The following is a 24,071-nucleotide window of genomic DNA, read 5'->3' as shown; positions in this document are numbered from 1 at the left end:
TTCGATTATCGCACATAAGTTCGAATATCGTACGAAACTAGGCGGCGGGCGACGAGCCTGTCAAGCGGGGAAATCGTTTATTTTTCGCTTGACCACTTTCCGTTTCACGCCCTAACGTGTAGGCGATATTCGAACATAAGTGCGATAATCGCCCATACGACGATCAGAAATGCGACCGCCACGCGACGCTCGCCGGCAGTGGCGGCACTGGAATTCGATGGATAAGCGCGACAACGCGAAAAGCGGAAGGCGCATCGACCCCGACGGGAGGAAAAACAATGAAACGAATTCTCCTGGCCATCGCCTGTCTATTGGCGACGGCCCTGCCGGCCCTGGCCGAGACGCCTTTGAAGATCGGTCTCGTCGCCCCCTTCTCGGGTCCCTTCGCCGACTACGGCAAGCAGATGGACGCCGGGATCAAGGCCTATATGCACCAGCATGGCGACACCGTCGCCGGTCGCAAGGTCGAGGTGATCGTCAGGGACACCACCGGTCCGTCGCCCGAAATCGCCAAACGTCTGGCCCAGGAACTGGTGGTCCGGGACCAAGTGGATTTCCTGGCCGGCTTCGGCCTGACCCCCGAGGCCCTGGCCGTCGCCGATATCGCCACCCAGGCGAAAAAACCGATGATCGTGATGAACGCCGCCTCCTCGGTGGTTACCACCAAGTCGCCTTACATCGCCCGCTTCTCGATGGCCCTGCCGCAGGTGGTGGCGCCGCTCGCCAGTTGGGCGGCGAAGAACGGAATCCGCAGGGTGTTCACGCTGGTCTCCGACTATGCTCCCGGCATCGATTCGGAAGCGGCCTTCAAAAAGGCGCTGACCGAAGCCGGCGGCGAAGTCGTCGATTCCATCCGCGTTCCCCTGCGCAGTCCCGAATTTGCCCCCTTCATCCAGCGCATCAAGGATAGCCAGCCGCAAGCCGTCTTCGTCTTCGTGCCGGCCGGGGAACAGGGAATCGCCTTCATGAAGGGGTTCCAGGAACGCGGTCTGGGGGCGGCGGGGATCAAAGTGATCGCCACGGGCGACATCACCGACGATCACGTGCTGGACGTGATGGGCGATGTCGCCTCGGGCATGATCACCAGCTTCCATTATTCGGCGGCCCACGATTCACCGGAAAACAAAGCCTTCCTGCAAGCCTATGAGGAGGTCGCGGGCGGCGGAGGCCGGGCCAACTTCATGGCCGTGGCCGCCTATGACGGGATGAACGCCATCTATCAGGTCGCCTCGAAACTCAACGGCAAGATCGACGGCGACAAGGCGATGGAGATCCTGAAGGGCATGAAATTCACCAGCCCACGCGGGCCGATCGCCATCGACCCCGATACCCGCGACATCGTCCAGACCGTTTACATCCGCCGGGTCGAAAACATCGGCGGTCATTATTTCAACGTCGAATTCGACCATGTCCCCGACGTCCGGGATCCGGGAAAATAACGATGGCGGCGAGCGTCCTCGGAGTTCTGTTCGATGGCGTGGCCTACGGCAGCCTGCTGTTTCTGATCAGCGTCGGGCTGTCGGTGACCATGGGCCTGATGAATTTCGTCAATCTGGCCCATGGCGCCTTCGCCATGGCGGGGGGATATCTCTGCGTCGCGCTGATGCAACGGGCCGGGATGCCTTTCCTGGCCACCCTTCCCCTGGTTTTCCTGGCCATCGCCCTGGTCGGCGCGGCGCTCGAACGCACCCTGTACCGCCGCCTTTACGACGCCAGTCATCTCGATCAGGTGCTGTTTTCCATCGGGCTGACCTTCATGGCCGTCGCCGCCGCCACCTATGTCTGGGGCCCCAACCAGCAGCCGGTGCGCCTGCCCGGCTTCCTGCGCGGCCAGATTCATCCGGGCGGCGTCGACCTCGGCGCCTACCGCCTGTTCCTGATCGGCCTGGTGGCCGCGACCACCCTGGCCCTGCATCTTCTGATGGCGAAAACCCGCTTCGGCGCCCGCGTCCGCGCCTCGGTGGACAATCGGGCCGCCGCCGCCGGACTGGGCATTCCCGTCGACAGGATCTTCGTCCTGACCTTCGCCCTGGGCACCGGACTGGCCGGCGTCGGGGGCGCCGTCGGCATCGACGTGCTGGGGCTCGACCCGACCTTTCCCATCAAATATATGGTCTATTTTCTGCTGGTGGTGGCCATCGGCGGCGCCGGCAGCATCAAGGGCCCGGCGTTGGCCGCCCTGCTCCTCGGCGTCTTCGACGTGGCGGGGAAATACTACGTTCCCGAGGCCGGCGCCTTCATCATCTACGGACTGATGCTGACGCTGCTGGCCTTCTTCCCCCGTGGTCTTTACGGGAGGAAGGCATGATGCTGCGCCCCTTTCCCACCCCGGCCGCCGTTTCCCCGGAGGAGGACGTTATCCGGCCAGCCGGACCATGCGAAAGGATCGCCCGGTTGCCGGCCGACCGTTGGACCCTGCGCGAAACGGCATTCTGGCTGATGCCGGTTCTCGGCTATTTCGCCTTCCCCGGTTACCTGATGCTGGGCAGCCAGATCCTCATCGCCGGCCTGTTCGCCCTCTCCCTTGACCTGATCATGGGCTATGCCGGCATCGTCTCGCTTGGACATGCCGCCTTTTTCGGAACCGGCGCCTATGCCGCCGGACTGCTGGCCAGCCATGGCTGGCACGAACCGTTGTCCGGCCTTCTCGCCGGGGCCGCCGCCGCCGCCCTCGTCGCCCTGCCGGTCAGCCTGCTGGTGGTGCGCGGCCAGGACCTGGGCCGGCTGATCGTCACCCTGGGCATCGGCATGCTGTTCTTCGAAGCGGCCAACAAGGCGGCCGCCATCACCGGCGGCGTCGACGGGCTGTCCGGCATGGAGATCGCCCCCCTGTTCGGCCTGTTCGATTTCGACCTGTTCGGCCGGACGGCCTATCTCTACAGCCTGGGCGTCCTGTTCCTTCTCTTCCTGTTGTGCCGACGGCTGGTCCATTCGCCTTTCGGTCTTTCACTTCGCGGCATCAAGGAGAACAGCAAGCGCATGGCCTCGCTGGGCGCCCCCGTCGAGCGGCGGCTGGTCAGCGTTTTCGTCATCGCCGCCGCCCTGGCCGGCGCCGCCGGAGCCCTGCTCGCCCAGACCACCAGGTTCGTCGGGCTGGATTCGCTGTCCTTCCAGCGTTCCGCCGAGCTTCTGATCATGCTGGTGCTGGGCGGCACCGGCCGTCTGTACGGCGCCCTGATCGGAGCCGCCCTGTTCCTGCTCGCCCAGGACATCCTGGCCGGGCTCGATCCGGTTTACTGGCAGTTCTGGCTGGGCCTGATGCTGGTGGCCGTCGTGCTCTATGCCCGGGGCGGCGTCCTGGGCGGCGCCGCCCTGCTTGCCGGACGGATCAGGGGAAAACGCCGATGACCACCGCCCTTCGTACGGAAGGACTGTCGAAAAGCTGGGGTGGGTTCGTCGCCAACAGCCAGATCAGCCTTTCCCTGCCGAAGGGCGCCCGCCACGCGCTGATCGGCCCCAACGGCGCCGGCAAAAGCACCTTCATCAATCTGTTGACGGGAGTGCTGGCGCCGTCATCGGGCGAGGTCTTTCTGATGGGCGAACGCGTCACCCACCTCGCTCCCCACGAACGGGTAAAACGGGGAATGGCACGGACCTTTCAGATCAACACCCTGTTTCCCGGCCTGACCGTGCTGGAATCGGTGGTCCTGGCCATCTGCGAACGATCCGGCGCCGCCCGCATCTGGCATCGCACGGTCGCCGGACGCCGGGCCGAGATCGACGAGGCCTGGGATCTGCTGGCCCGCCTGCACCTGGACCGCGACGCCGACCGCCCGACCCGCAGCCTGCCTTACGGCCGGCAACGACTGGTGGAAATCGCCCTGGCGCTGGCCGCCCGCCCCAAACTGCTGCTGCTCGACGAACCGGCGGCGGGCATCCCGACGGGCGAAAGTTCGGAGATCTTCGACGTCATCGCCGGGCTGCCCGACGATGTGACCATTCTCTTCATCGAACATGACATGGATCTGGTCTTCCGTTTCGCCCGACGCATCACCGTCCTGGTCGGAGGAAAGCCGCTCACCGAGGGAACACCGGACGAAATCGCCGCCGACCCGCGCGTCCGCGAGGTCTATCTGGGCGAGCTTCCCCATGTCTGAACTTCTCAGGCTGGACAACGTGACCGCCGGCTATGGTGACGGCATCGTCCTGGACGACGTCTCTTTCAGCCTGAAGGAAGGGGACAGTCTGGCGCTGCTGGGGCGCAACGGCGTCGGCAAGACCACGCTTCTCGTCACCCTGATGGGCTTCACCCGGCTCCACAAGGGCCGCCTGGCCTGGCGCGGCCGCGACCTCGGTGGAATGCCGACCTTCCGCAGGGCCCATGCCGGACTGGGCTGGGTGCCGCAGGAACGCCTCATGTTCCCCTCGCTCAGCGTCGAGGAGCATCTGACCTCGGTGGCCCGGCCGGGGCGATGGACTCTGAAGACGGTCTACCGTGTTTTCCCACGCCTCAGGGAACGGCGGGCCAATCTGGGCAACCAGTTGTCCGGGGGCGAGCAACAGATGCTGGCCATCGGCCGGGCGCTGATGGTCAACCCGAGCCTGCTGCTGCTGGACGAGCCGATGGAAGGGTTGGCGCCGATCATCGTCCAGGAACTGGTGAGCGTCATCCGCGATCTGACGACCGGGACCGGCATGGCGGTGATCGTCGTCGAACAGCATGCCCGGCTGGCCCTGGCCCTGACCCGTCAGGCCATCATTCTGGACCGGGGCCGCATCGTTCATCGGTCGGACAGTGCCAGCCTGGCGCATGACGACAGGCTGCTCCAGCGCCTGGTCGCCGTCGCCTGACGGGACGCGGCAAACCGAAAACCAAAAACCGAAAATCCAAAAAGGGAGGGTCGCATGCGGACACAGGTAGGTATCGTCGGTGCCGGACCGGCCGGACTGTTGCTATCCCATCTGCTGGCGCGGCAGGGCGTCTCCTCGGTCATTCTCGAAACGCGCAGCCGGGACGAGATCGAATCGACCATTCGGGCAGGCGTCCTCGAACAGGGCACCGTCGATTTGCTGACCGAGGCGGGGCTGGCGGACCGCATGCGGCGCGAAGGCCATGTTCACCACGGCATTGAATTGCGTTTCGAGGGCCAAGGCCACCGCGTCGATCTCAGCGGGCTGACCGGCGGCCGGGCCATCACCGTCTATGCCCAACACGAGGTCATCAAGGATCTGGTCAAGGCCAGGCTCGACGCCGGAGGCCGGATTCTTTTCGAAGCGAAAGACGTGCGCCTGTCCGGCCTGGATGAGCGGACGCCACGGATCTCGTTTCTGCATGAAGGCCGGGCACAAACGATCGATTGCGACTTCATCGCCGGTTGCGACGGCTTCCACGGCGTCTCGCGCGCGAGCATTCCCGCCGCGCTCAAGGTCGAATACGAGCGGAAATACGACTTCGGCTGGTTCGGCATTCTGGTCGAGGCGCCCCCCTCGTCGAAGGAGTTGATCTATGCCTCGCACGATCGCGGTTTTGCCCTGGTCAGCACGCGCTCGGAGACCATCCAGCGCCTTTATTTCCAATGCGACCCCAAGGACGATGTGGCCAACTGGCCCGACGAGCGGATTTGGGAGGAACTGGACCTGCGCCTGAGCACCGAAGACGGTTGGCGGGTCAAGCGGGGACGCATCTTCCAGAAAGGCATCATCGCCATGCGAAGTTTCGTCGTCGAGCCTTTACAATACGGCCGGCTGTTCCTGGCCGGCGACGCCGCCCATATCGTGCCGCCGACCGGCGCCAAGGGGCTCAATCTAGCCGCCGCCGACGTCAAGGTGCTGGCCCGGGCCTTCGAGGAGCATTACACCCGCGGGCGGAGCGATCTCCTGGAAAGCTATTCCGCCACGGTGCTGAAACGGATCTGGCGGTCCGAACATTTTTCCTGGTGGATGACCTCGATGCTGCATCGTTTCCCCGACGGAGACCCGATCCAGCGCCGCTTCCAGCTGGCCGAACTGCGCAACGTCGCGGCATCCGAGGCGGCGGCCAGGCTGCTGGCCGAGAATTATGTCGGATTGCCGATGGCGTAAGGCGTGTTGTTATTGCGCCGCCTTCGTCGCGTCAATCAGGGCCTGTTCGAAAGCGCGCACCGCGCGACGGTTGCCATCGGCACGCGGCGCGGCCAGGCGGAGCGCCTCGCGACGCGCCAGCCACGGGGCGGGTTTCCGGCATTCCCCGGCCCACCGGACGGCAAGCGCCGCATAGGCCTCCTCGGAAGCAACGATGCCTTCGTTCTGGCCGATCTGACGAAGCACGCCCGCCGCCAAGCGCTGACGCAGAAAAGCCCCTTCAAGGGTGATGATGGGTAGCCCGCCATGGGCGGCTTGCCAGGCCGTCGTATAACCGGAAAAGGCCGGACTATCCAAATAGATGTCCATTTCCTGGAGGAAACCGCCGAATTTTCCGGGCGGCAGCCACGGCAACATGCGCAAATAGTCACCCGGATCCAGCCCCTCGGAACGGAATGCGCCGGCGAGGCGATCGAACAGGCGATCCGAGGCCCAGGGATATTTCGCATCCCGCGATAGCCAGAACTGGCAGGCCCCGGCGGCCTTGGCGATCTGGACATAGAGATGATCGTAGCCGGGATCGAATTTAAAGGGCGTGTGGCAAAGGGCGAAGCGGACGGTTGCCCGATCGGCGGGCAGTCCCAGGCTCACCGGATCGATCGGAACGGTATCGACGGCGAAGGCCTTGGTGCAAACCCCGGTTCCCGGCAGGCGCACCAGTTTCTCCCGATAGTGGCGGTCGGCCTCGGCGCCCTCGAGCAGCGCGCCGGAAAAGAACAGATCGATGGTCGGCAAACCCGTGGTGATGGGATGCCCCCATCCGGCCACCTGGAGCGGAGCCAGCCGCAGGGCCGCCAGGGCGGATGTCGCGGGATCCATGCCGATTTCGGGATAGAACAGGATATCAGGCCGATGCGCCGAAATATCCGCCAGCCAGGAGGCCATGGTTTTGGGGCCCTGTTCGAAATGAGCGACCCGCCCCGCCGCCCAGATGGTTTCCTCGTCGGATTCCGGCCGGGTCTGATAGAGGAAAACCTCGAAACGACGCCGGTCCAGACCGTCGATGATCCCCCGCAACACCACGTCCCAGACCGGATGCCGCCGGATCTGCGCACTGACGATACCGATACGCAAACGATGGCGGGGAACACCCCCGCGTTCCTGGACGATTCTCGGCCCCTGCCAACGAATTTTGGCGGCCGCCGCCGCCAGATCACCGAACCGCGACAAACGGCCGCGATGATCGCCGGGACGATAGGCCAGATAGAATGGCTGGGCGCTTCCCACCGCGTCTCCGAAAGCGGCGCCATGGTCCTTCGCCCAAACGGCCAGATCATCCAAGGCCAAATCGAAGGAAAGTGGGGCGGCCAGACTGGAGGCCGGCGTTTCGGCCAGAATGGGCAGACTGTCCATCGTCCGCACCAGACGGCACTCGGCGTAATCGGGCTCCAGGGCGAGCGCCCTGCGAAAGGACGCGTCGGCGGCATCCCGGCAACCCAGGGCGCGCAAGGCCAGCCCCAAATTATAATGGCCTTCGGCGAAATCCGGCCTCACCGTCACGACGGAGCGATAGGCCGCGAGGGCGGCCTCCATCGCCCCCCCATCCTTGAGCGCGTTGCCCAGATTGTTGAGTGCTTCGAACCCGTTCGGCGTGACGGCCATCGCCCGGACGTAACAGGCGATGGCCTCACCTGATCGACCGTCGTCTCGCAACGCATTTCCCAGATTGACCAGAAGCTCGCCATAATCCGGCCGCAGCCGCAACGCTCGACGAAAGCAGTCGATCGCATCCTCGCGCCTGCCCAGGGCGATCAGTGCATTTCCCAGATTGTAGTGGGCCTCGGGCGAGACGGGGGCGAGACGGAGCGCGTGGAGGAAGCAACGGAAGGCGTCCCTCCATTGTTCCATGCTTGCGAGGACAAGGCCGAGATTGTGATAAATCTGCGGCAGACCGGGCGCAAGAGCGAGCGCCCGGCGGTAAGCCGAGGCAGCCTCGGCCTCCCGGCTCCGCGCCCGCAGGGCCAACCCCCAATTGTGATAGGCCTCGGCGAAATCGGCGTTCAGGAGGATGGCCTGGCGGTAACAGACGCACGCCTCGGCCGGCCGGCCTTGCGCCCGCAAGGCATCCCCCAGGCCGGCATGAGTGGCCGGGGACGTGCCGTCGACCGCGATCGACGCCAGAAATCTATCGACCGCCAAGGCGGGGCGCGCCGTCCGCAGGGCAATCATGCCCAGAAGATGCAAGCAACGCGCATGGCGGGGATCCGCCGCCAAAATAGTCAGATAAAGCTTCTCCGCCTCGACCAGACGCCCCGCCTGATGAAGACGAAGAGCCTCGGCCAACGACGGCGCGACCGGCGTCTGTTCTTGCTGCTGCCGCGAAGGGGTCATCTGTCTCCGGTCGAATTCCTGTCAGGAGCTTTGGCCAGCCGTCTGTCGATTCCCGGCAGCATAGACCTTCCCAAGGCGGAGATGGAAGCGGCCCAGAGGAATCGATGAAGACTGATGCTTAAGAATTGAAAAATGACCTAAAAACTTAGGCAGTTCGCCGTTTCATCTGGCCCCCACCCCCGGCGATTGAAATGGCGCGTTGTCCCAGATGATTCCGGAACTGACCCGCTACCGCGACTGGGCCCACGCCCGAAGGCATCAAAGATTATAAAACTGAAAGAACAATCATCTTAAGGTTGAAAAACACAGTCTCAACACAATAATTCCGGAAAAAATAGACGAATAGAATCGGCAAATACGCCGAATTGGCGAATGCAGCCTCAAACAGACAGTAAAAATTCATATATATCTTTATATTTCATTGACATAAAGCATATGCGATGACATAGACATAAGATATATTTCAATTGTAAGAAATCCTATTTCACAGTCGGATTCATGATGAAAATCAAGACCATCCTTAAAACTACATGGAGAATGACAACGTCGAATTGGCGACCTTTGGATGCCGACACGGCAACTCTCGAACGGTTCAAATTTCGCCAATACCATGCCATAGCACGACTAGTTCCTTTTCGAATGGCCGCTGACTGTGCGAATGCTTTTTTGATATGCATCATCGCTCAAGCGGCACTTCCAATACCCCTGTTGGCCGGGTGGTACGTTTGCATTCTGGCGGTCGCCGGCATGAGCGTATCGGTCTGGTGGCGCTGGTTTCGCAATGGGACGCCGGACAATGCCGGCGGCGCCCCCTTTTCCCGGCCCATCCTGCTTTCCGCCGCCATGGCCTGCCTTTACGCGGTGGCGATCATCATGGTTTTCGACCATGTCCACCCCGACGGGCAGGTGGTCCTGCTGACTTTGCTGGGCGGCCTGATCGCCGCCGGCGCCCTGGGACGGGCGATGGTGCCGCCCTGCGCCTTCGTCTGGATGGCGCCGCTCACCGCCGCCGCCGCCTATGCCCTGTGCCAGACGACGGTCGGTTCTTCCTCCTTTATTCTGATATTGCTGGCGATCTACGTCCTGATCGTCCTCATTTCGGTCCTGTCCATGTCGAAAATGTTCCTGGCGAGGCTGACGGCGGAAGCGTCGGCCGAGCATCAGGAACAGGTGGTAAGCCTGTTGCTCCGAGATTTCGAAACCCATGCCAGCAACTGGCTGTGGGAAAGCGACAAACAAGGACGGATGACCCGCGTCTCGACACGCATGTCCCAGATCTTCGGACAATCGCCTTCCGCAATGCTGAATGTCGAACTCGGCCGCCTCCTCAGCGGCGAGGAGTCGGAAAAGACGGATACAGTCGGGGAAATTCGGGCGTTCGAGAATAGGCTGTCGCTTCCCCAACCCTTCCACAATCATATCGTCCCCTTCAAAGGCGGGAACGAATGGCGATGGCTGAGCCTGACCGCCAAACCCATCCTGGATGAGCGCGGGAACCACGGAGGCTGGCGCGGCGTCGGCGCCGACATCACCGAAAAACGCCGCTATGAGATGGAACTGGAGACCCTCGCCAAGCAGGACCCGCTCACCGGCCTGCCCAACCGGCGCCATTTCCTGAAGATCCTGGCGGACCAGACGGCGGCGGGTACCACCAACGCCCTCTTTCTCATCGATCTCGACAACTTCAAGACGATCAACGACACACTGGGTCATTCCATCGGCGACAAACTGCTGCAAATGGTGGCGCGGCGCTTTCAGGCCTGCACCACGAGCGGCGGATTGTTGGCCCGGTTGGATGGCGATGAATTCGCCTTCCTTGAAAAAGACATCGATTCGATCGAAAGCGTTATCGAGCAGGCCACCGCCTTTTTGGACAGTCTCAGCGATCCCCTCCATGTCTCCGATACCAGAACCGAAATTCGCGCCAGCATCGGTATTGCCCTGGCTCCGGAACACGGCCGCACGACCAATCTTCTGCTGAGAAACGCCGATGCGGCCCTTTATGCGGCCAAGGAAACCGGCGGCGGCGCGGCGCGCGTCTTCGACAGTTCCCTCGGCAACCGGCAACAAGAACGCTTTGAAATCGTCAGCGACCTCGGCTTCGCGCTGAAGCAGGGGCAATTCACCCTGAACTACCAGCCCCAGGTCGACTGTCTTAGCGGACGCATCACGGCGTTCGAGGCCCTTTTGCGCTGGCGGCATCCAGAAAAAGGTCTGATCCCTCCGGATCACTTCATCCCCATCGCCGAGGAGACGGGGCAGATCATTTCCATCGGCGCCTGGGCTCTGGAGCAAGCCTGCCGCGACGCCGCCCAATGGCCGGACGATCTGACCGTCGCGGTCAACCTTTCCGCCGTCCAGCTCAACAGCCGGGGAATCATCCAGACCGTCCGCCAAGCCCTCGACGCCAGCGGCCTGCCGCCGCACAGGCTGGAACTGGAGGTCACCGAATCTGCCCTGGTCAGCGATGCCGCATCGGCACAGGCCACCTTGCAGGCCTTGCGCGACATGCGGATCGAAATCGCCCTCGACGATTTCGGAACCGGCTATTCCATGCTGTCCTATTTACGGAACTTCCCCTTCGACAAGCTCAAGATCGACCGATCCTTCGTTATGACCCTGACCGATACGCAAGGCGATGAAAGCCGGGCGATTTTCCGCGCGATCATCGATCTTGCCTCGGCCCTCGACTTGAGAACCGTGGCCGAGGGGATCGACAGTGAGGAGAAGCTCTCGGCCGTCCGCAATTACGGCTGCGACGACGTACAGGGTTATCTCGTCGCCAGGCCGATGGAAGCGGTGGAGGTGTTCAAATTCCTGAAAGGCTGGCAAGCCTGGTAACCCGATTCAATCCACCGGCGGCGGGGACGCCTCGCGATCCATGTCCTGAAAGACCCCGACCGCCAGATGAAAGGCGTGATTGGCGGCCGGCACACCGCAATAAATCGCCGTTTGCAGCAGCACTTCCTTGATTTCATCACGCGTCACGCCGTTATTGGCGGCGGCACGGACATGAAGTTGAAATTCCGCGTCGCGATTGAGCGCCACCATCATGCTCAAGGTCAGCAGGCTGCGTGTATGCCTGGGCAATCCCGGCCGCGTCCAGATTTCACCCCAGGCATAGCGCGTGATCAGATCCTGAAAATCCTCGCTGAAAGCGGTACGCTGACGAAGGGCCCGGTCGACATGGACATCGCCCAGAACCTCGCGCCGGACGCTCTGTCCCTGCCGATGACGATCTTTTTCATCCATGATTCGCCTACCCGTTCAGAAACGCCAGGACAGCCCTGGTAAAAGGGCCGGCGGCTTCGACATTGGACAGATGGGCCGCCGGCAACTCGACATAGATCGCCCCGGGGATCGCCCCGGCGAGGAAACGGCCGTCGCCCGGCGGCGTCGCCACGTCGTGCGTTCCGGCGATGACCATGGTCCTGGTAGAGATCGCCGATACCAGGAAACGCAAGTCATGCTCGCGGATTGCATGACAGCACCCGACATACCCCTTGGGCGGCGTATCCCTCAGCATCGCGGCGAACGGCGCCACATCGTCTGGAAAACGCCGCAGGAAGTCGGCGGTGAACCACCGTTCGACCACCGGAGCGACGGCCGCCATGCCTCCGGCCTCAACGGCGGCGGCCCGCCGGTCCCACGCCTCCGGTGGACCGATGACGGCGGCGGTATTGCAAAGCAGCAGGCGATCCAGTCTTTCCGGCGCCCGCAGAGCCAGGGACTGCCCGACCATCCCTCCCATGGACAGCCCGCAGAAATGAACGCGATCGAAGCCCAAGGCGTCGAGCAATCCCAGAAGATCGCCCGCCATCTGCCCGATTGCGTAAGGCCCGGGCGGAACCGTCGTTTCTCCATGGCCCCGGCTGTCGTAACGCAGGAGACGGAAGCGCCGGCTGAAAGCGGCGAGTTGCGGCCGCCACATGTCGAGGGTGGTCCCCAGGGAATTGGACAACACCAGAACCGGCGCGTCTTCCGGTCCATCCAGGCGGTAGTGCACCGCCAACCCGGCGACATCGATCATCGGCATGAAAGGCCTCTCATCGGCGTTCCCGCCAGGCCGCCAGGACGCGATCGACATAAACGCCCGCCAGCCCCAAGGACTTGGCGGGATCGAACAGCGCGTCCAGCCCGGCTTCGGTCAGATGGGCCCGCACGGCCGGATGGCCCGCCAGAACGTCTCTCAACTCACGGTCTTCGGCAATGGCGCGGCGTGAGCAGTCCTCCACCACCGCATGGGCCGCCCTGGCCCCCAGATGGGGGGCCAGGGCCATGGCGGCGGAGGCGCTGAAGATCAGGCCGTGCGTCAGGCCGATGTTGTCCCGCATCCTTTCCGCGTCGATCTCCAGACCTTCGAGAACCGCCGCCATCTGTTCCACCGCCCCTCCCGCCAGCACGCAGATCTCGGGCAACGTCTCCCATTCCGCGAGCCAATTGCCGAGACCGCGCTCATGTTCCTGGATCATCGCCGCCAGCATGGTCGAAACCAGCCCCGGCACGCGGATCGCGGCGGCCAGCACGCTGGCCGAGGCGACCGGATTGCGCTTGTGGGGCATTGCCGACGACCCTCCGCGTCCCGGTCCCGCCGGCTCGAAAACTTCGCCGACTTCGGTTTGCATCAGCAATGAGATATCGCGGGCGACTTTTCCCAGACTGCCGACCAGCAATCCCAACACCGCGGCCAGTTCGGCCAATCTATCGCGCTGGCTGTGCCAAGGCAGATCCGGCAAAGCCAGCCCCAATTCCTCGGCCAGGGCCGCCGCCACCGCCATTCCCCGCTCGCCCAGGGATGCCAGCGTCCCCACGGCGCCACCGAATTGCAGCACCAGGAGACGCGGCCGTATCTCGGCGAGCCGCGCCCGGTGCCGTTCGTTGGCGCTCAGCCATCCGGCCGCTTTGAGCCCGAAGGTGGAGGGCTGGGCCTGCTGCAGCCAGGTCCGCCCGGCGATCAAGGTGCCCCTGTGACGTTCCGCCATATCCGCCAACAGGCCGGAGAGTTGTTCCAGCCCCCCTTCGATATGGCGCAAGACCTCCCGCAACTGCAGGATCAGGCCGCTATCCATGACATCCTGCGACGTCGCGCCCCAATGGACGAAAGCTGCGGCCTCGGCATTCCGGTCTCCGACCAGGGCGGTCAGTGCCATGACGAGGGGAATGGCGGGGTTCCCCGCACGTCCCGCCGCCTCGGCCAATTGCCCGACATCGAACGCTTCGGCGCGGCAGCACGCCGCAATGGCCGCCGCCGCCGCCGCAGGAACGATACCGCAGCGCGCCTCGGCCCGGGCCAGCGCGGCCTCGACCTCCAGCATCGCCTGCAAACGTCCGTGATCCGAGAAAACCTCGCGCAGCCGGACGGAGACGAACAGGGGATCGAGTAATTCCCGCCCGTTGCCTCTCGCCCGCGATTTTCCCTCGTCCATCGCCTCGTCCCGCGTCACATGGTCATCCTTGCTCAACCGGCTTTGCGGACGTCCCCGTCAAAATTCGAAAAAGACGGTTTCCCTCGGGCCTTGCAGGACGATGTCCCACTCCAGAAGTTCATCCCCGGCAGCCCTTGCGATCAGCGTGTCGCGCCTTTCCGGGTCGACCAGAGCGAGAATGGGATCCGAGGCGTTGTCCGGCTCATCGGGGAAATAAAGCCTGCTCACCAAATGCTTGAGCAGGCCACGGGCGAAGATCGAGACCAGAAGATGGGGGGCTTGCCACCCGCCGCCCGGCCCTGGAACGCGGCCGGGCTTGATCGTCTGGAAACGAAAGGCGCCCTCGGCGTCGGTGGGAACGCGTCCGAAGCCACGAAATCCCGGTTCCACCTCGCCAGCCCGCGCATCTTCCGGATGGGCGAAGCGGCCCCGATGGTCGGCTTGCCAGATCTCCAGCATGGCGTCGGGAACGAGGGCGCCCTCGCCATCGATGATCCTGCCGGAGATCCGAACCCGCCGGCCGGCCATTCCCGGCGGTGCGATTTCGTCGGTGTTGAGCCAGCTCAGCCCGAGATGAAGATAGGGACCTACGGTTTGCGACGTCGTGGCCTGTAGGCTCATGTCAGCTCTCCATCGGAGTGGCGTTCCGTCCATGCAGGACGATGTCGAAGCGATAGCCCAACGCATGTTCGGGCATCGTCACCTCCCAGTCGAACTGGGAAATCAGGCGATTGCGGGCCTTTTCATCGGCGGTGCAATTGAAGATCGGGTCATAGGGCAGCAGGGGATCGCCCGGAAAATACATCTGGGTAACCAACCGCGTCATGAAGGCCGGACCGAACAGCGAAAAATGAAGATGAGCCGGACGCCAGGCATTGTGATGATTGCGCCAGGGATAGGCACCCGGCTTGACCGTGACGAAGCGATAGCGGCCGGCCTCGTCGGTCAGCATCCGGCCGCAGCCGGAGAAATTGGGATCGAGCGGGGCGTCGTGCTGATCGCGCTGATGATGATAACGGCCCGCGGCATTGGCCTGCCATAATTCGACCAGGGTCCGTGCGACGGGCCGCGCGTTTTCGTCGAGCACCCGGCCATGAACGATCATCCGTTCCCCCAAGGGGGCGCCGTCATGCTGGCGGGTCAGGTCGTCATCGTTCCGCCCGATACCGTCTTGCCCGAAAACCGGACCGGTGAGCTCCGAAAGGGTTTGCGGAATCAACACCAATGGCCTCGATGGCGACCTTATCCTGGTCGAAACATAGGTCGAATGAAGATATTCGGGCTGCGTGCCCCAAAAAGGGCGACGGTAACCGGCGAGTTCCGGCATCTCTGATCCTCCCGTGACCGGCCTGTTTCGGCCGTTGTTCCTTGATCTGAGGACGCGCCGGGGAATTACAAGCCGAATGGTTCGTTCCGGCCGATTCGCCCAGGCCCGCCCCGATTATCCGTGCGATAATCGCACTTATAATAAGTATATCGCACAGATTACGCTCCAGCCCCCAAACCTTGTCAAGGGCGTTTTCCGATGATAACGTTCGATAATCGCCCAAAACTAACACCCCCTCCATTTGAAACAGACAAGGGTATTCAGCGATGATCGAACCAAAGACTGCGGAAGCCGTCGCCGACGATCGCAATTTCATGACGTCGCTGGCCCGCGGACTGACGGTCATCCGCGCCTTTTCCGAACAGACCAGCAACCTGACCATCGCCGACGTGGCAAAGATCACCGGCCTTCCCCGGGCGGCGGCCAGGCGGTGCCTGCTGACGCTGACCCAGCTCGGTTACGCCGGCACGGATGGACGGGTTTTCTTCCTCCGGCCCAAGGTTCTGGCTCTGGGCTATTCCTTCCTGTCGTCGGCCCCGCTGGCCACCGTGCTCGATCCGGTGCTGAGCCAGGTCAGCCGCACGCTGGAGGAATCGTCGTCGGCCGCCGTCCTCGATGAGGAGGAGGTGGTCTACATCGCCCGCGTGGCGACCAAGAGGATCATGTCGCTGGGGCTCAATATCGGCAGCCGCCTGCCGGCCTATTGCACCTCGATGGGACGGGTCCTGCTGGCCAGCCTGCCGCCGGAAGATTTCGAGGCTTACCTGAAACGCGTCACCTTGAAGCCGTTCACCGCGCAGACGGTAACGGCGAAGAGCGAATTCAAATCGGTCATCGAAGAAACCAGGGCCAAAGGATATGCGCTGATCGACCAGGAACTGGAGATCGGGCTTCGCTCGCTTGCCGTTCCGGTCAAAAATCCCTCGGGCGTGGTGGTCGCCGCCATCAATGTCAGCACGCAAGCCGCCCGCGTCGAGAAAGACGAAATGATCGGGCGCTTCCTGCCGGTGCTGCGAACCGCCGCCGACGAAGCCCGACTGCTGCTGGTACGTTAATCGCCTTGGACCAAGGGTGCGGAGACACCCCCGCCCGGCTGGAGGGCTCCGCATAAATCACGCGCATAGCAAAAGACCGGCCTCTAAGACCGGTCTCCGCGTCGTGCGATCGTCAGTTCACCGGTCTATTCGAGGCCACCCTCGGCGCCCCGCTTGTCCAGCCAAAGCTGAACATAAGGGACGTAATCGCGATCGACCTTGAGGATATGCTCACCCAGCCATTGCTGGAGAAATTCGCGGACTGTCCGGGCGTCCAGGCTGGCCCGGGACCGCAGATCGATGACCTTCTGGGCGAAGACCTTATGCTGCTCGCGATGCATTTCCAAATGCGGATAACCGGCCTTTTCCATCAGGCCTTCCTCATGCTTGAAATGCGTCTCGACGTAATCGGCCAGTTCGCTGACGACTTTTCCGACGGTCCGCAAGGCGTCAGGACGCCCTTCGACCGTCTCCAGGCGCGCCATCATCTCGATCATACGCTGATGTTCCGCATCCATCTCGGGAATCCCGAGCGAATACTCGACCTTCCAACTGATTTGCATCGTCTCTCTCCCGAGCGCTCAAGGAGCGCCTTATTTCCGCATCCGCACCGTCAAAGCGGGCCATGCCCACCCCGAACCCTAAAAGCGACCCTCATATCAAGAGCCACACGGCCTTCCCACATGTCCTGGATATATGGAGGAATCCACCGGACGAACAGTAGCCTCTTCGTAAGTATCGACTTCGACGATCGCTTAAGCGCCGGCGTGGATGCGATCCCACGCACGGCCAGCCCGTACCCATCCAAGGAGCATTATTTACCCATAATTATTTTGGCACTTTTTCATCGCCAGATCAATCAGGGCGAAAGGCCGGACATCCCTGGCAAGCCTGGGTTTCGCGGGAGATCGGCTCACCGGAGTCCGTCTCCTGCCTCTTTTGATCATGACTGTGCTGACAAAATCGTCATTCACGAACTCCTGACGAAGATGCAAAATGGATTTCAGCCATATTCACTCGCATAAGTCCCGCCAGAAAAAGACGGTATCAAGAGAGAAGATGCCATGAGCCAGACACGTTACGCTGATAATCAGAAATCAATAGATGAATTTATGCACATTATTCATGATAAAGCGGAAACTTATAGCGCCGTATCAGAAGCGCATGAGCTGGAAAAGCTTGTCAGAAGCATGTGGAGTCTCTTGACGCCCACCCAATGCGTTCGCTTTACCAACAGCGAGGAAGTGAAAAGCCTGCTGGCGCATGACAATACGCCGCCAACCCGCGGTGGTTTTCGAGGAAGCCTGGGCGGCTTCGGCACCGAGGAATTGGAGGAATGGCAACGGATGGTTCACTGGCCGACGCCCTGACGGTTTTCAGCGGCGGCTGACCGTCAGTTTCCCGGCCAGCGAGTCGAGCCCACCCGTATAGATCTCGGCGATGACCGCCTTGGCCTTATCGTCGGGAACACCTTTGGCGCTGAATGTGCCGCCCCAGGTGATAATGGCCCCATGCGCCCCGCGCCGGACCGAGATAGTCGATCGATAACCGGCAACGGGCAGCGGACCGTCGACAATCCCATAGCTGTAGCGCCTGTGAGCCGCGTCCCAGGACAGCAATTTCTCGACGAGCGTCCCGCCGCCGTTCAACGACAATGTCCGGTAGGTTATGCCGTCCCGCCTGGACAATTCGCATTTGGCCACGGCCGGGTGCCACTGAGCGATACCGCAGAAATCGCCGATGGCACGCCATGCCGCCGACGGGGCGGCGGCCACCGGGACATGCTTTTCGACATCGATGGCATGGGCGGAACCGCCGGACGCAAAGGATGCGGCCGATGCCAGTATCGCGGTGAAAATGATTTTCCGAAACATCGCACCCCCTCGAACGCCGGACGGGTTTCAAACAGCCCGACTGTTTTGCCAACCTAGCGGAAAGAACTCGGCCTCGCCCTGCTACTTTGGTCGACCTACATGATTAACAGAAATATTAATCAATATTTTTTCTTGGTTATTCTTATGATTAATAAATAATCATCTGCGACAAAGAAGACGTCATACCTAGGTCGGATTGACTCCTCCCGAGGCGAGAGTGCTGACTGCCTGCACGGCATCGCGCATCGAGCGCTCCACCATGGAGGACGGACGTCATGTTTCAGCAATCCCTGGATGCCCTGCGCAAGCAGACCGGCTTCCGCACCCGCTATGACAACTACATCGGCGGAAAGTGGGTCAGCCCGGTCAAAGGCCAATATTTCGTCAACAACAGCCCGATCAACGACGAACCGCTTTGCGAAGTGGCCCGCTCAACCGCCGAGGACATCGAACTGGCGCTCGACGCGGCCCATGCGGCGAAGGACGCCTGGGGCCACACCGCCGCCGCCGATCGCGCGCAGGTCCTGTGCCGGATCGCCGATCGGATGGAACAAAACCTCGATCTGCTCGCCGTCGCCGAAACATTGGACAATGGCAAACCCATCCGGGAAACCCGGGCCGCCGACATTCCGCTGGCCATCGATCATTTCCGTTATTTCGCCGGCTGCATTCGGGCTCAGGAGGGATCGCTAGGCGAGATCGACGGCGATACCATCGCCTATCATTTTCACGAACCTCTGGGCGTGGTCGGCCAGATCATTCCCTGGAATTTCCCGATCCTGATGGCCACCTGGAAAGTGGCACCCGCCCTGGCGGCCGGGAATTGCATCGTCCTGAAACCCGCCGAACAGACACCGATGAGCATCATGGTGCTGCTTGAGATCATCAGCGACCTGCTGCCGCCCGGAATTCTGAACGTGGTCAACGGATTCGGCATCGAGGCGGGGAAGCCCCTGGCGTCGAGCCCCCGCATCGCCAAGATCGCCTTCACCGGCGAGACGACGACCGGCCGGCTGATCATGCAATATGCATCCGAGAACATCATTCCGGTGACGTTGGAACTGGGCGGCAAATCGGCCAACATCTTCATGCCCGACGTGATGGACGCCGACGATGATTTCTTCGACAAGGCCTTGGAAGGCTTCGCCATGTTCGCCCTGAACCAGGGCGAGGTCTGCACCTGCCCCTCCAGGGTTCTGGTGCACGAGGCGATCTTCGATAAATTCATGGAGCGCGCCGTCGCCCGGGTGAGGACCATCAAGGCCGGCCATCCGCTCGACCCGGAAACGATGATCGGCGCCCAGGCCTCCAACGATCAATTGCAGAAAATCCTGTCCTATATCGAAATCGGCAAGGAGGAAGGCGCCCGCTGCCTGACCGGCGGCGAACGCAACCATCTTGGCGGCGAACTCGAAAAAGGTTTCTACGTCCAGCCGACGGTCTTCCTGGGGCACAACAAGATGCGCATCTTTCAGGAGGAAATCTTCGGCCCCGTGGTTTCCGTCACACCCTTCAAGGACATCGAGGACGCGCTGCACATCGCCAACGACTCACTCTACGGCCTGGGCGCCGGCGTATGGTCCAGAGACGGCAATACCGCCTATCGTCTGGGCCGAGGCTTGAAAGCCGGCCGCGTCTGGACCAACTGCTATCACCTCTACCCGGCGCATGCGGCCTTTGGCGGCTACAAGCAATCCGGCATTGGTCGCGAAACACACAAAATGATGCTGGATCACTATCAGCAGACGAAGAATATCCTGACCAGCTACAATTCGAAGGCGTTGGGGTTCTTCTGATCGACCGAGAGAAAATGGGCGGGAGCGGAACGGCAGGAAATGAACGTCGCATCGCTGAACATTCTCGATCAGAAGATCAGACGCACTGCGGCCAGCACGACCGATGTCACGCTGGCCGCCGATCAGATCGCCGCGGATCTCATGCAGCAGGATCTTGCCCTGGTTCTGTTGTTCTGCTCGCCGTCCCTTTCCTCCGACGCCTTCGCCGGTGAGATCGCCGGCCGCTTTCCGGAGGTTCCCGTTGTCGCCTGCACGACGGCGGGAGAAATAACCCCGTTCGGCCACCGCCATGGCAGCATCACCGGAGTGAGCCTCGCCGGCCCCGATTTCCATGCGGCCGTCCGTGGCATCCCGGATGTCCGCAGCTTCAGCGTGGCCGACGGACGCGATCTGGTGCAGAACGCCCTGGCCGACCTGCGCGGCCGGGCACCTGGACTGTCCGCCGACCAGATCTTCGCCATGCTGCTCATCGACGGCCTGGATGCCTGCGAGGAATCGGTGGTCAGCGCCATCCACAGGGAATTGGGTCCCATTCCCCTGTTCGGCGGGTCGGCCGCCGATGAACTGGCCTTCAAGGCCACCAGGGTCTTATGGGACTCCACATGGCACCGGCATTCGGCGGCCCTCGTCCTGGTCGCCACCAACCATCCGTTCCGGGTTTTCAAAACGGAACAATTCGCGAGTTCCGGGGAAAAGCTGGTCGTCACCGCGGCCGATCCGGCCCGCCGCACGGTCCGCGAGATCAACGCCGAACCGGCGGCCGAGGAATACGCCCGAAGGGTCGGTGTCAGCACCGACCGGCTGACACCGATGATCTTCGCCAACTATCCCGTCGTCGTGCGGGTCGGCAACATGCCCTATGTCCGCTCCATCCAAAAGGTCAACGCCGACGGCAGCCTGACCTTCTTCTGCGCCATTGACGAAGGCGTCGTCTTCACCATCGCCAAGGGAATGAACATCGAGACGGATCTGTCGCGGGTCTTCGAAGACATCCGCCGACAGATCATGACGCCCGAACTGATCATCGGCTGCGACTGCATCCTGAGAAGCATCGAACTCGACGAGAAGGAAATCGGCAAACGCGTTTCCGATCTGATGATCGAAAACAACGTCGTCGGATTCAACACCTATGGAGAGCAATTCCACGCCATGCATGTCAACCAGACCTTCACGGGGGTGGCTATTGGGCGGCGGGACTGACATGGCGCAGCGCCCCCCCTCCGACGAAGCCTGGAGCCGTCTCGCCGAACTGGAGCGGGAAAACGCCAAGCTGCGCAAGATCAACCAGGTGCTGATCGATCGTGTCGAGCGCAGCATGGATTTCCAGGGCAACGCCTATTCCCTGTTCCAAACCGCCATCGTCTTGGAAAACCAGGTGCGGGACCGCACCGAGGAATTGGGAAGCGCTCTGCGCGAACTGGGCAAGATCAACCGCGACCTGCACTTCACCAAGGAGGAAGCCGAAACCGCCCGGGTCCGCCTGACGGTGGCCATCGAATCGATCAGCGAGGGATTCGTTCTTTGCGACGCCAATGACCGTCTGGTCATGTGCAACGGCAAGTACCGTGAATTCTGGCCGGGCCTGACCGACATGATCAAACCCGGCGTTCCCTTCACGGCGCTGCTCCGGCGCGCCCAGTCCCTGGGCCTCTTCGACACCGTGGAAGGTTCCGGTGAGGAAGCCCTCCAGCAGCGTCTGCAGTATCATGAGCGGCCGGAGGGATTGCTGGTGGTCAAACTGACCGACGGCCGCTGGCTGCAGATCAACGAACAGCGGACCGAGGACGGCGGCAGCGTCGCCATCTATACCGACATCACCGCCCTGAAGCTGTCCGAACAACGTCAGCGCGAACGCGAACTGGCGGTCAAGAACACTCTGTTGCAGGCCATCTTCCACAACATTTCGCAAGGCATCCTGGTGGTCGACGAGGAGCGGCGCATCGTCGCCTGGAACGACCGATTCCTGGAAATCCTCAAGCTTCCGTCAAGCGAACTGGCCGCAGGCAAGAGCATCCGCGACTTCATTCACGTCAAGGCGGTCCGCTGCCTGTTCATCTATTTCGGCTTTGGCTCGGACCCCAATCACTTCGATTCCTTTTGCATGGAGGAAACGGGGGACGACGGAAGGGTCGTCGAAATCCGCCTGAGCCCCATGCCCGGCGGCGGCATCGTCAGCACCTATACGGACATCACCGAACGAAAGCGCTCGGAATGGGCGCTCAGGGACAGCGAACATCGCATCCGGGTCATCACCGACGCGCTGCCGGCCCTGATCGCCTATGTCGACGCCGAGCAGTGCTTCCGTTTCACCAATAAGCCCTATGAGGACTGGTTCGGACGGCCACGCAGCGAAATCAACGGCCAGCCCATGAGCAAGGTGCTGGGACGGAAGCTTTATGAAGCGCGGCAATCCCATGTCGAACTGGCTTTGAGCGGGCGAAACACCACCTTCGAGATCGATTTGAGCACGACGGATCAGAAATTCCGTTACGCCCTGGCCACCTACGTTCCCCATTTCGGCCCCGATGGGACGGTGCTCGGCTTTTTCGCCCTCATCCAGGACATCACCGAACGCAAGGAAGCCGCCCGGCAACTCCAGGAGGCGAAGGAAGGTCTGGAACTGCGCGTCGCCGAACGCACGCGGGAACTGACGACGCTCAATCTGCAACTGAAGCAGGAGGTCGAGGAGCGACGCCAGGCCGAGGAGGCCCTGCATGCCGCCAAGGCGGAAGCCGAGCAGGCCAATATGAGCAAAACAAAATTCCTCGCCGCCGCCAGCCATGATCTTCTGCAACCGCTGAACGCCGCCCGCGTCTTCGCCGCCGCCCTGGGCGAATCCCGCATGGCCGAGCGCAACCGTGACCTGGTGGCCAATGTCACCCTGGCCCTCAACTCGGTCGACGAACTGCTGAGCGCGCTGCTCGACATCTCGAAGTTCGACGCCGGCGCCCACACTCCCGACATCGTCGATTTCCGCCTGGACGGCATCTTGAAGTCGCTGGTCGACGAACATGTACCCCAGGCCAAGGTCCGGCAGCTCGGCTTGCACTGGGTTTCCAGCTCGGCCGTCGTGCGGACCGATCCGGTCCTGATCACGCGGATCTTGCGGAACTTCCTCAGCAATGCCATGCGCTACACGCATTCGGGACGGATCCTGTTGGGGTGCCGGCGCCGCCCCGATGGGGTGGAGGTCCAGGTCTGGGACACCGGCATCGGCATCCCGCCCGACAAACTCACCGCGGTTTTCGAGGAATTTCACCGCCTGGACGCGGGATCGCGGGAAAATGACCGGGGAATGGGCCTGGGGCTGGCCATCGTCGAACGGATCTCCCGCCGGCTCGGCCATCAGGTCGTCGTCCGCTCGCAACTCGGCAAGGGATCGCTGTTCGGCATCGTCCTGCCTTACGGCAATCCACAGCGGGTCAGCCTGCAAGCCGCCGGCTTCGAGCTTCCGCCGACCGTCGATCGCGTGGCCGACACCTCAGTCATCGTCATCGAGAACGATCCCGGGGAACTGGCAGGCATGAAGGCGCTGTTACAGTCCTGGCGATGCGAGGTGCAAATCGCCAAGCACAAGGAAGGCGCCCTTCAGCAACTGCGCGCCGCCGGCAAGCCGCCCCAGGTCGTCGTTGCCGACTATCAGCTCGATGACGGCGCGACCGGCCTTGAAGCCTTTCACTCCATCCAGGCCCTCTTTGCGCTCCCCATCCCCGGCATCATCATTACCGCCGACCGCACCGACGAGGTCCATGCCGCCATCCGCCGGGCCGGCTGCCACCTGCTCAACAAACCGCTGAAACCGGCCCGCCTGCGTTCCCTGCTGGCTCATCTGACAGCGCACGACTAGTGGCGTGTGGACATTCATGACGGCCATGCCCCCTTGATGGGGCGCCCTAAGACTTCTCCCGTTGCCTCTGGTTCCCCAATGGCATGAAAGGAAACCCCTGATATTTTGAACCACCAAGGCACCAAGACACCAAGGCGTCTTTCGGATCAGTCGGCGGCGGCCAGTCTGCGCCGCAGGCATTCGGCCGACAGCCGATGACAGGACGGAAAAATGCCAGCGGTACACTCCGCCACCTTGGTGTCTTGGTGCCTTGGTGGTTCATCAAAAGCTGGAGCGCACCGGAACGATCAAGAGGACGAAGAGAATCTGGCCAATTGCCAAATGTCCTCGCGCCCTAGGCGGCTTCCTGTCCTAAAGTCTCATTTGGCGCGCTCGG

The 24,071-nt window shown here is 62.4% G+C and carries 20 protein-coding genes; 12 read left to right on the top strand and 8 right to left on the bottom strand.

From position 1 onward, the window contains the following. The first annotated feature begins 278 nt into the window (after nucleotides 1–278). Genes CWS72_RS12580 through pobA form a run of 6 tightly spaced genes read left to right on the top strand, consistent with a single transcriptional unit; the run spans nucleotide 279 to nucleotide 6,021 of the window. Nucleotides 279–1,439: an ABC transporter substrate-binding protein gene (locus tag CWS72_RS12580; protein WP_101250960.1), complete on the top strand. Its 1,161-nt coding sequence runs from the start codon at nucleotides 279–281 to the stop codon at nucleotides 1,437–1,439. Nucleotides 1,440–1,441: 2 nt separating this feature from the next. After that, the gene (locus CWS72_RS12575; RefSeq protein WP_101250959.1) at nucleotides 1,442–2,308 is read left to right on the top strand and encodes a branched-chain amino acid ABC transporter permease; all 867 of its coding nucleotides are present in this window, start codon (nucleotides 1,442–1,444) and stop codon (nucleotides 2,306–2,308) included. Next, nucleotides 2,305–3,348, top strand: coding sequence for a branched-chain amino acid ABC transporter permease (locus tag CWS72_RS12570; RefSeq protein WP_241911708.1), 1,044 nt, complete (start codon nucleotides 2,305–2,307; stop codon nucleotides 3,346–3,348). The genes CWS72_RS12575 and CWS72_RS12570 overlap by 4 nt, the downstream gene beginning before the upstream one ends. After that, on the top strand, nucleotides 3,345–4,097 hold the full coding sequence (locus CWS72_RS12565; protein ID WP_101250958.1) for an ABC transporter ATP-binding protein: 753 nt from the start codon (nucleotides 3,345–3,347) through the stop codon (nucleotides 4,095–4,097). Before CWS72_RS12570 ends, CWS72_RS12565 begins: the two co-directional genes overlap by 4 nt. After that, complete coding sequence (locus CWS72_RS12560; RefSeq protein WP_101250957.1) at nucleotides 4,090–4,791, top strand: ABC transporter ATP-binding protein; 702 nt, start codon at nucleotides 4,090–4,092, stop codon at nucleotides 4,789–4,791. Before CWS72_RS12565 ends, CWS72_RS12560 begins: the two co-directional genes overlap by 8 nt. 54 nt (nucleotides 4,792–4,845) lie before the next feature. Beyond that, nucleotides 4,846–6,021: a 4-hydroxybenzoate 3-monooxygenase gene (gene pobA, locus CWS72_RS12555; RefSeq protein ID WP_101250956.1), complete on the top strand. Its 1,176-nt coding sequence runs from the start codon at nucleotides 4,846–4,848 to the stop codon at nucleotides 6,019–6,021. Between the two features lie 9 nt (nucleotides 6,022–6,030). Here the strand turns inward: pobA and CWS72_RS12550 are convergent, their stop codons facing one another. Continuing rightward, complete coding sequence (locus CWS72_RS12550; RefSeq protein ID WP_101250955.1) at nucleotides 6,031–8,391, bottom strand: tetratricopeptide repeat protein; 2,361 nt, start codon at nucleotides 8,389–8,391, stop codon at nucleotides 6,031–6,033. A 747-nt stretch (nucleotides 8,392–9,138) separates the two neighbouring features. Here CWS72_RS12550 and CWS72_RS12545 point away from each other — a divergent pair. Beyond that, nucleotides 9,139–11,232 (top strand): putative bifunctional diguanylate cyclase/phosphodiesterase, encoded by a 2,094-nt coding sequence (locus tag CWS72_RS12545; RefSeq protein ID WP_158240632.1) that lies wholly within the window; start codon nucleotides 9,139–9,141, stop codon nucleotides 11,230–11,232. 6 nt (nucleotides 11,233–11,238) lie between these two features. On the opposite strand, the gene pcaC is transcribed toward CWS72_RS12545, so the two are convergent. From pcaC to pcaH, 5 genes are read right to left on the bottom strand one after another with little or no spacing between them, the layout of a single operon-like run. After that, nucleotides 11,239–11,643, bottom strand: coding sequence for a 4-carboxymuconolactone decarboxylase (gene pcaC, locus CWS72_RS12540; protein WP_101250953.1), 405 nt, complete (start codon nucleotides 11,641–11,643; stop codon nucleotides 11,239–11,241). A gap of 7 nt (nucleotides 11,644–11,650) precedes the next feature. Then, nucleotides 11,651–12,427, bottom strand: a complete 777-nt coding sequence (pcaD, locus tag CWS72_RS12535) for a 3-oxoadipate enol-lactonase (protein WP_101251039.1) — start codon at nucleotides 12,425–12,427, stop codon at nucleotides 11,651–11,653. A gap of 10 nt (nucleotides 12,428–12,437) precedes the next feature. Beyond that, the gene (locus tag CWS72_RS12530) at nucleotides 12,438–13,835 is read right to left on the bottom strand and encodes a 3-carboxy-cis,cis-muconate cycloisomerase (RefSeq protein WP_241911707.1); all 1,398 of its coding nucleotides are present in this window, start codon (nucleotides 13,833–13,835) and stop codon (nucleotides 12,438–12,440) included. A gap of 39 nt (nucleotides 13,836–13,874) precedes the next feature. Next, nucleotides 13,875–14,438: a protocatechuate 3,4-dioxygenase subunit alpha gene (pcaG, locus tag CWS72_RS12525; protein ID WP_101250952.1), complete on the bottom strand. Its 564-nt coding sequence runs from the start codon at nucleotides 14,436–14,438 to the stop codon at nucleotides 13,875–13,877. A 1-nt stretch (nucleotide 14,439) separates the two neighbouring features. Next, nucleotides 14,440–15,144, bottom strand: coding sequence for a protocatechuate 3,4-dioxygenase subunit beta (gene pcaH, locus CWS72_RS12520; RefSeq protein ID WP_101250951.1), 705 nt, complete (start codon nucleotides 15,142–15,144; stop codon nucleotides 14,440–14,442). A 266-nt stretch (nucleotides 15,145–15,410) separates the two neighbouring features. Here pcaH and CWS72_RS12515 point away from each other — a divergent pair, with 266 nt between their 5' ends. Further along, on the top strand, nucleotides 15,411–16,199 hold the full coding sequence (locus CWS72_RS12515) for an IclR family transcriptional regulator domain-containing protein (RefSeq protein WP_101250950.1): 789 nt from the start codon (nucleotides 15,411–15,413) through the stop codon (nucleotides 16,197–16,199). A 125-nt stretch (nucleotides 16,200–16,324) separates the two neighbouring features. On the opposite strand, the gene CWS72_RS12510 is transcribed toward CWS72_RS12515, so the two are convergent. Further along, nucleotides 16,325–16,741: a bacteriohemerythrin gene (locus CWS72_RS12510; protein ID WP_101250949.1), complete on the bottom strand. Its 417-nt coding sequence runs from the start codon at nucleotides 16,739–16,741 to the stop codon at nucleotides 16,325–16,327. A 501-nt stretch (nucleotides 16,742–17,242) separates the two neighbouring features. On the opposite strand from CWS72_RS12510, the gene CWS72_RS27435 reads away from it, so the two are divergent. After that, nucleotides 17,243–17,548: a hypothetical protein gene (locus CWS72_RS27435; RefSeq protein WP_146002732.1), complete on the top strand. Its 306-nt coding sequence runs from the start codon at nucleotides 17,243–17,245 to the stop codon at nucleotides 17,546–17,548. Nucleotides 17,549–17,554: 6 nt separating this feature from the next. Here CWS72_RS27435 and CWS72_RS12500 read toward each other — a convergent pair whose 3' ends face one another. Continuing rightward, on the bottom strand, nucleotides 17,555–18,052 hold the full coding sequence (locus CWS72_RS12500; protein WP_101250947.1) for an SRPBCC family protein: 498 nt from the start codon (nucleotides 18,050–18,052) through the stop codon (nucleotides 17,555–17,557). Between the two features lie 275 nt (nucleotides 18,053–18,327). On the opposite strand from CWS72_RS12500, the gene adh reads away from it, so the two are divergent. The 3 genes from adh to CWS72_RS12485 are packed head-to-tail and all read left to right on the top strand — an operon-like array spanning nucleotide 18,328 to nucleotide 23,695. Next, the gene (adh, locus tag CWS72_RS12495; RefSeq protein ID WP_101250946.1) at nucleotides 18,328–19,848 is read left to right on the top strand and encodes an aldehyde dehydrogenase; all 1,521 of its coding nucleotides are present in this window, start codon (nucleotides 18,328–18,330) and stop codon (nucleotides 19,846–19,848) included. Between the two features lie 39 nt (nucleotides 19,849–19,887). After that, nucleotides 19,888–21,048 (top strand): FIST N-terminal domain-containing protein, encoded by a 1,161-nt coding sequence (locus CWS72_RS12490; protein WP_101250945.1) that lies wholly within the window; start codon nucleotides 19,888–19,890, stop codon nucleotides 21,046–21,048. 1 nt (nucleotide 21,049) lies between these two features. Beyond that, complete coding sequence (locus CWS72_RS12485) at nucleotides 21,050–23,695, top strand: NahK/ErcS family hybrid sensor histidine kinase/response regulator (RefSeq protein WP_158240631.1); 2,646 nt, start codon at nucleotides 21,050–21,052, stop codon at nucleotides 23,693–23,695. The last annotated feature ends 376 nt before the right edge of the window (nucleotides 23,696–24,071 follow it).

It is taken from the genome of Telmatospirillum siberiense (assembly GCF_002845745.1).
GTDB lineage: Bacteria > Pseudomonadota > Alphaproteobacteria > Rhodospirillales > Magnetospirillaceae > Telmatospirillum > Telmatospirillum siberiense.
Note: the sequence above shows the minus strand (reverse complement) of the source record. Positions and strands in the feature narration are given on the sequence as shown.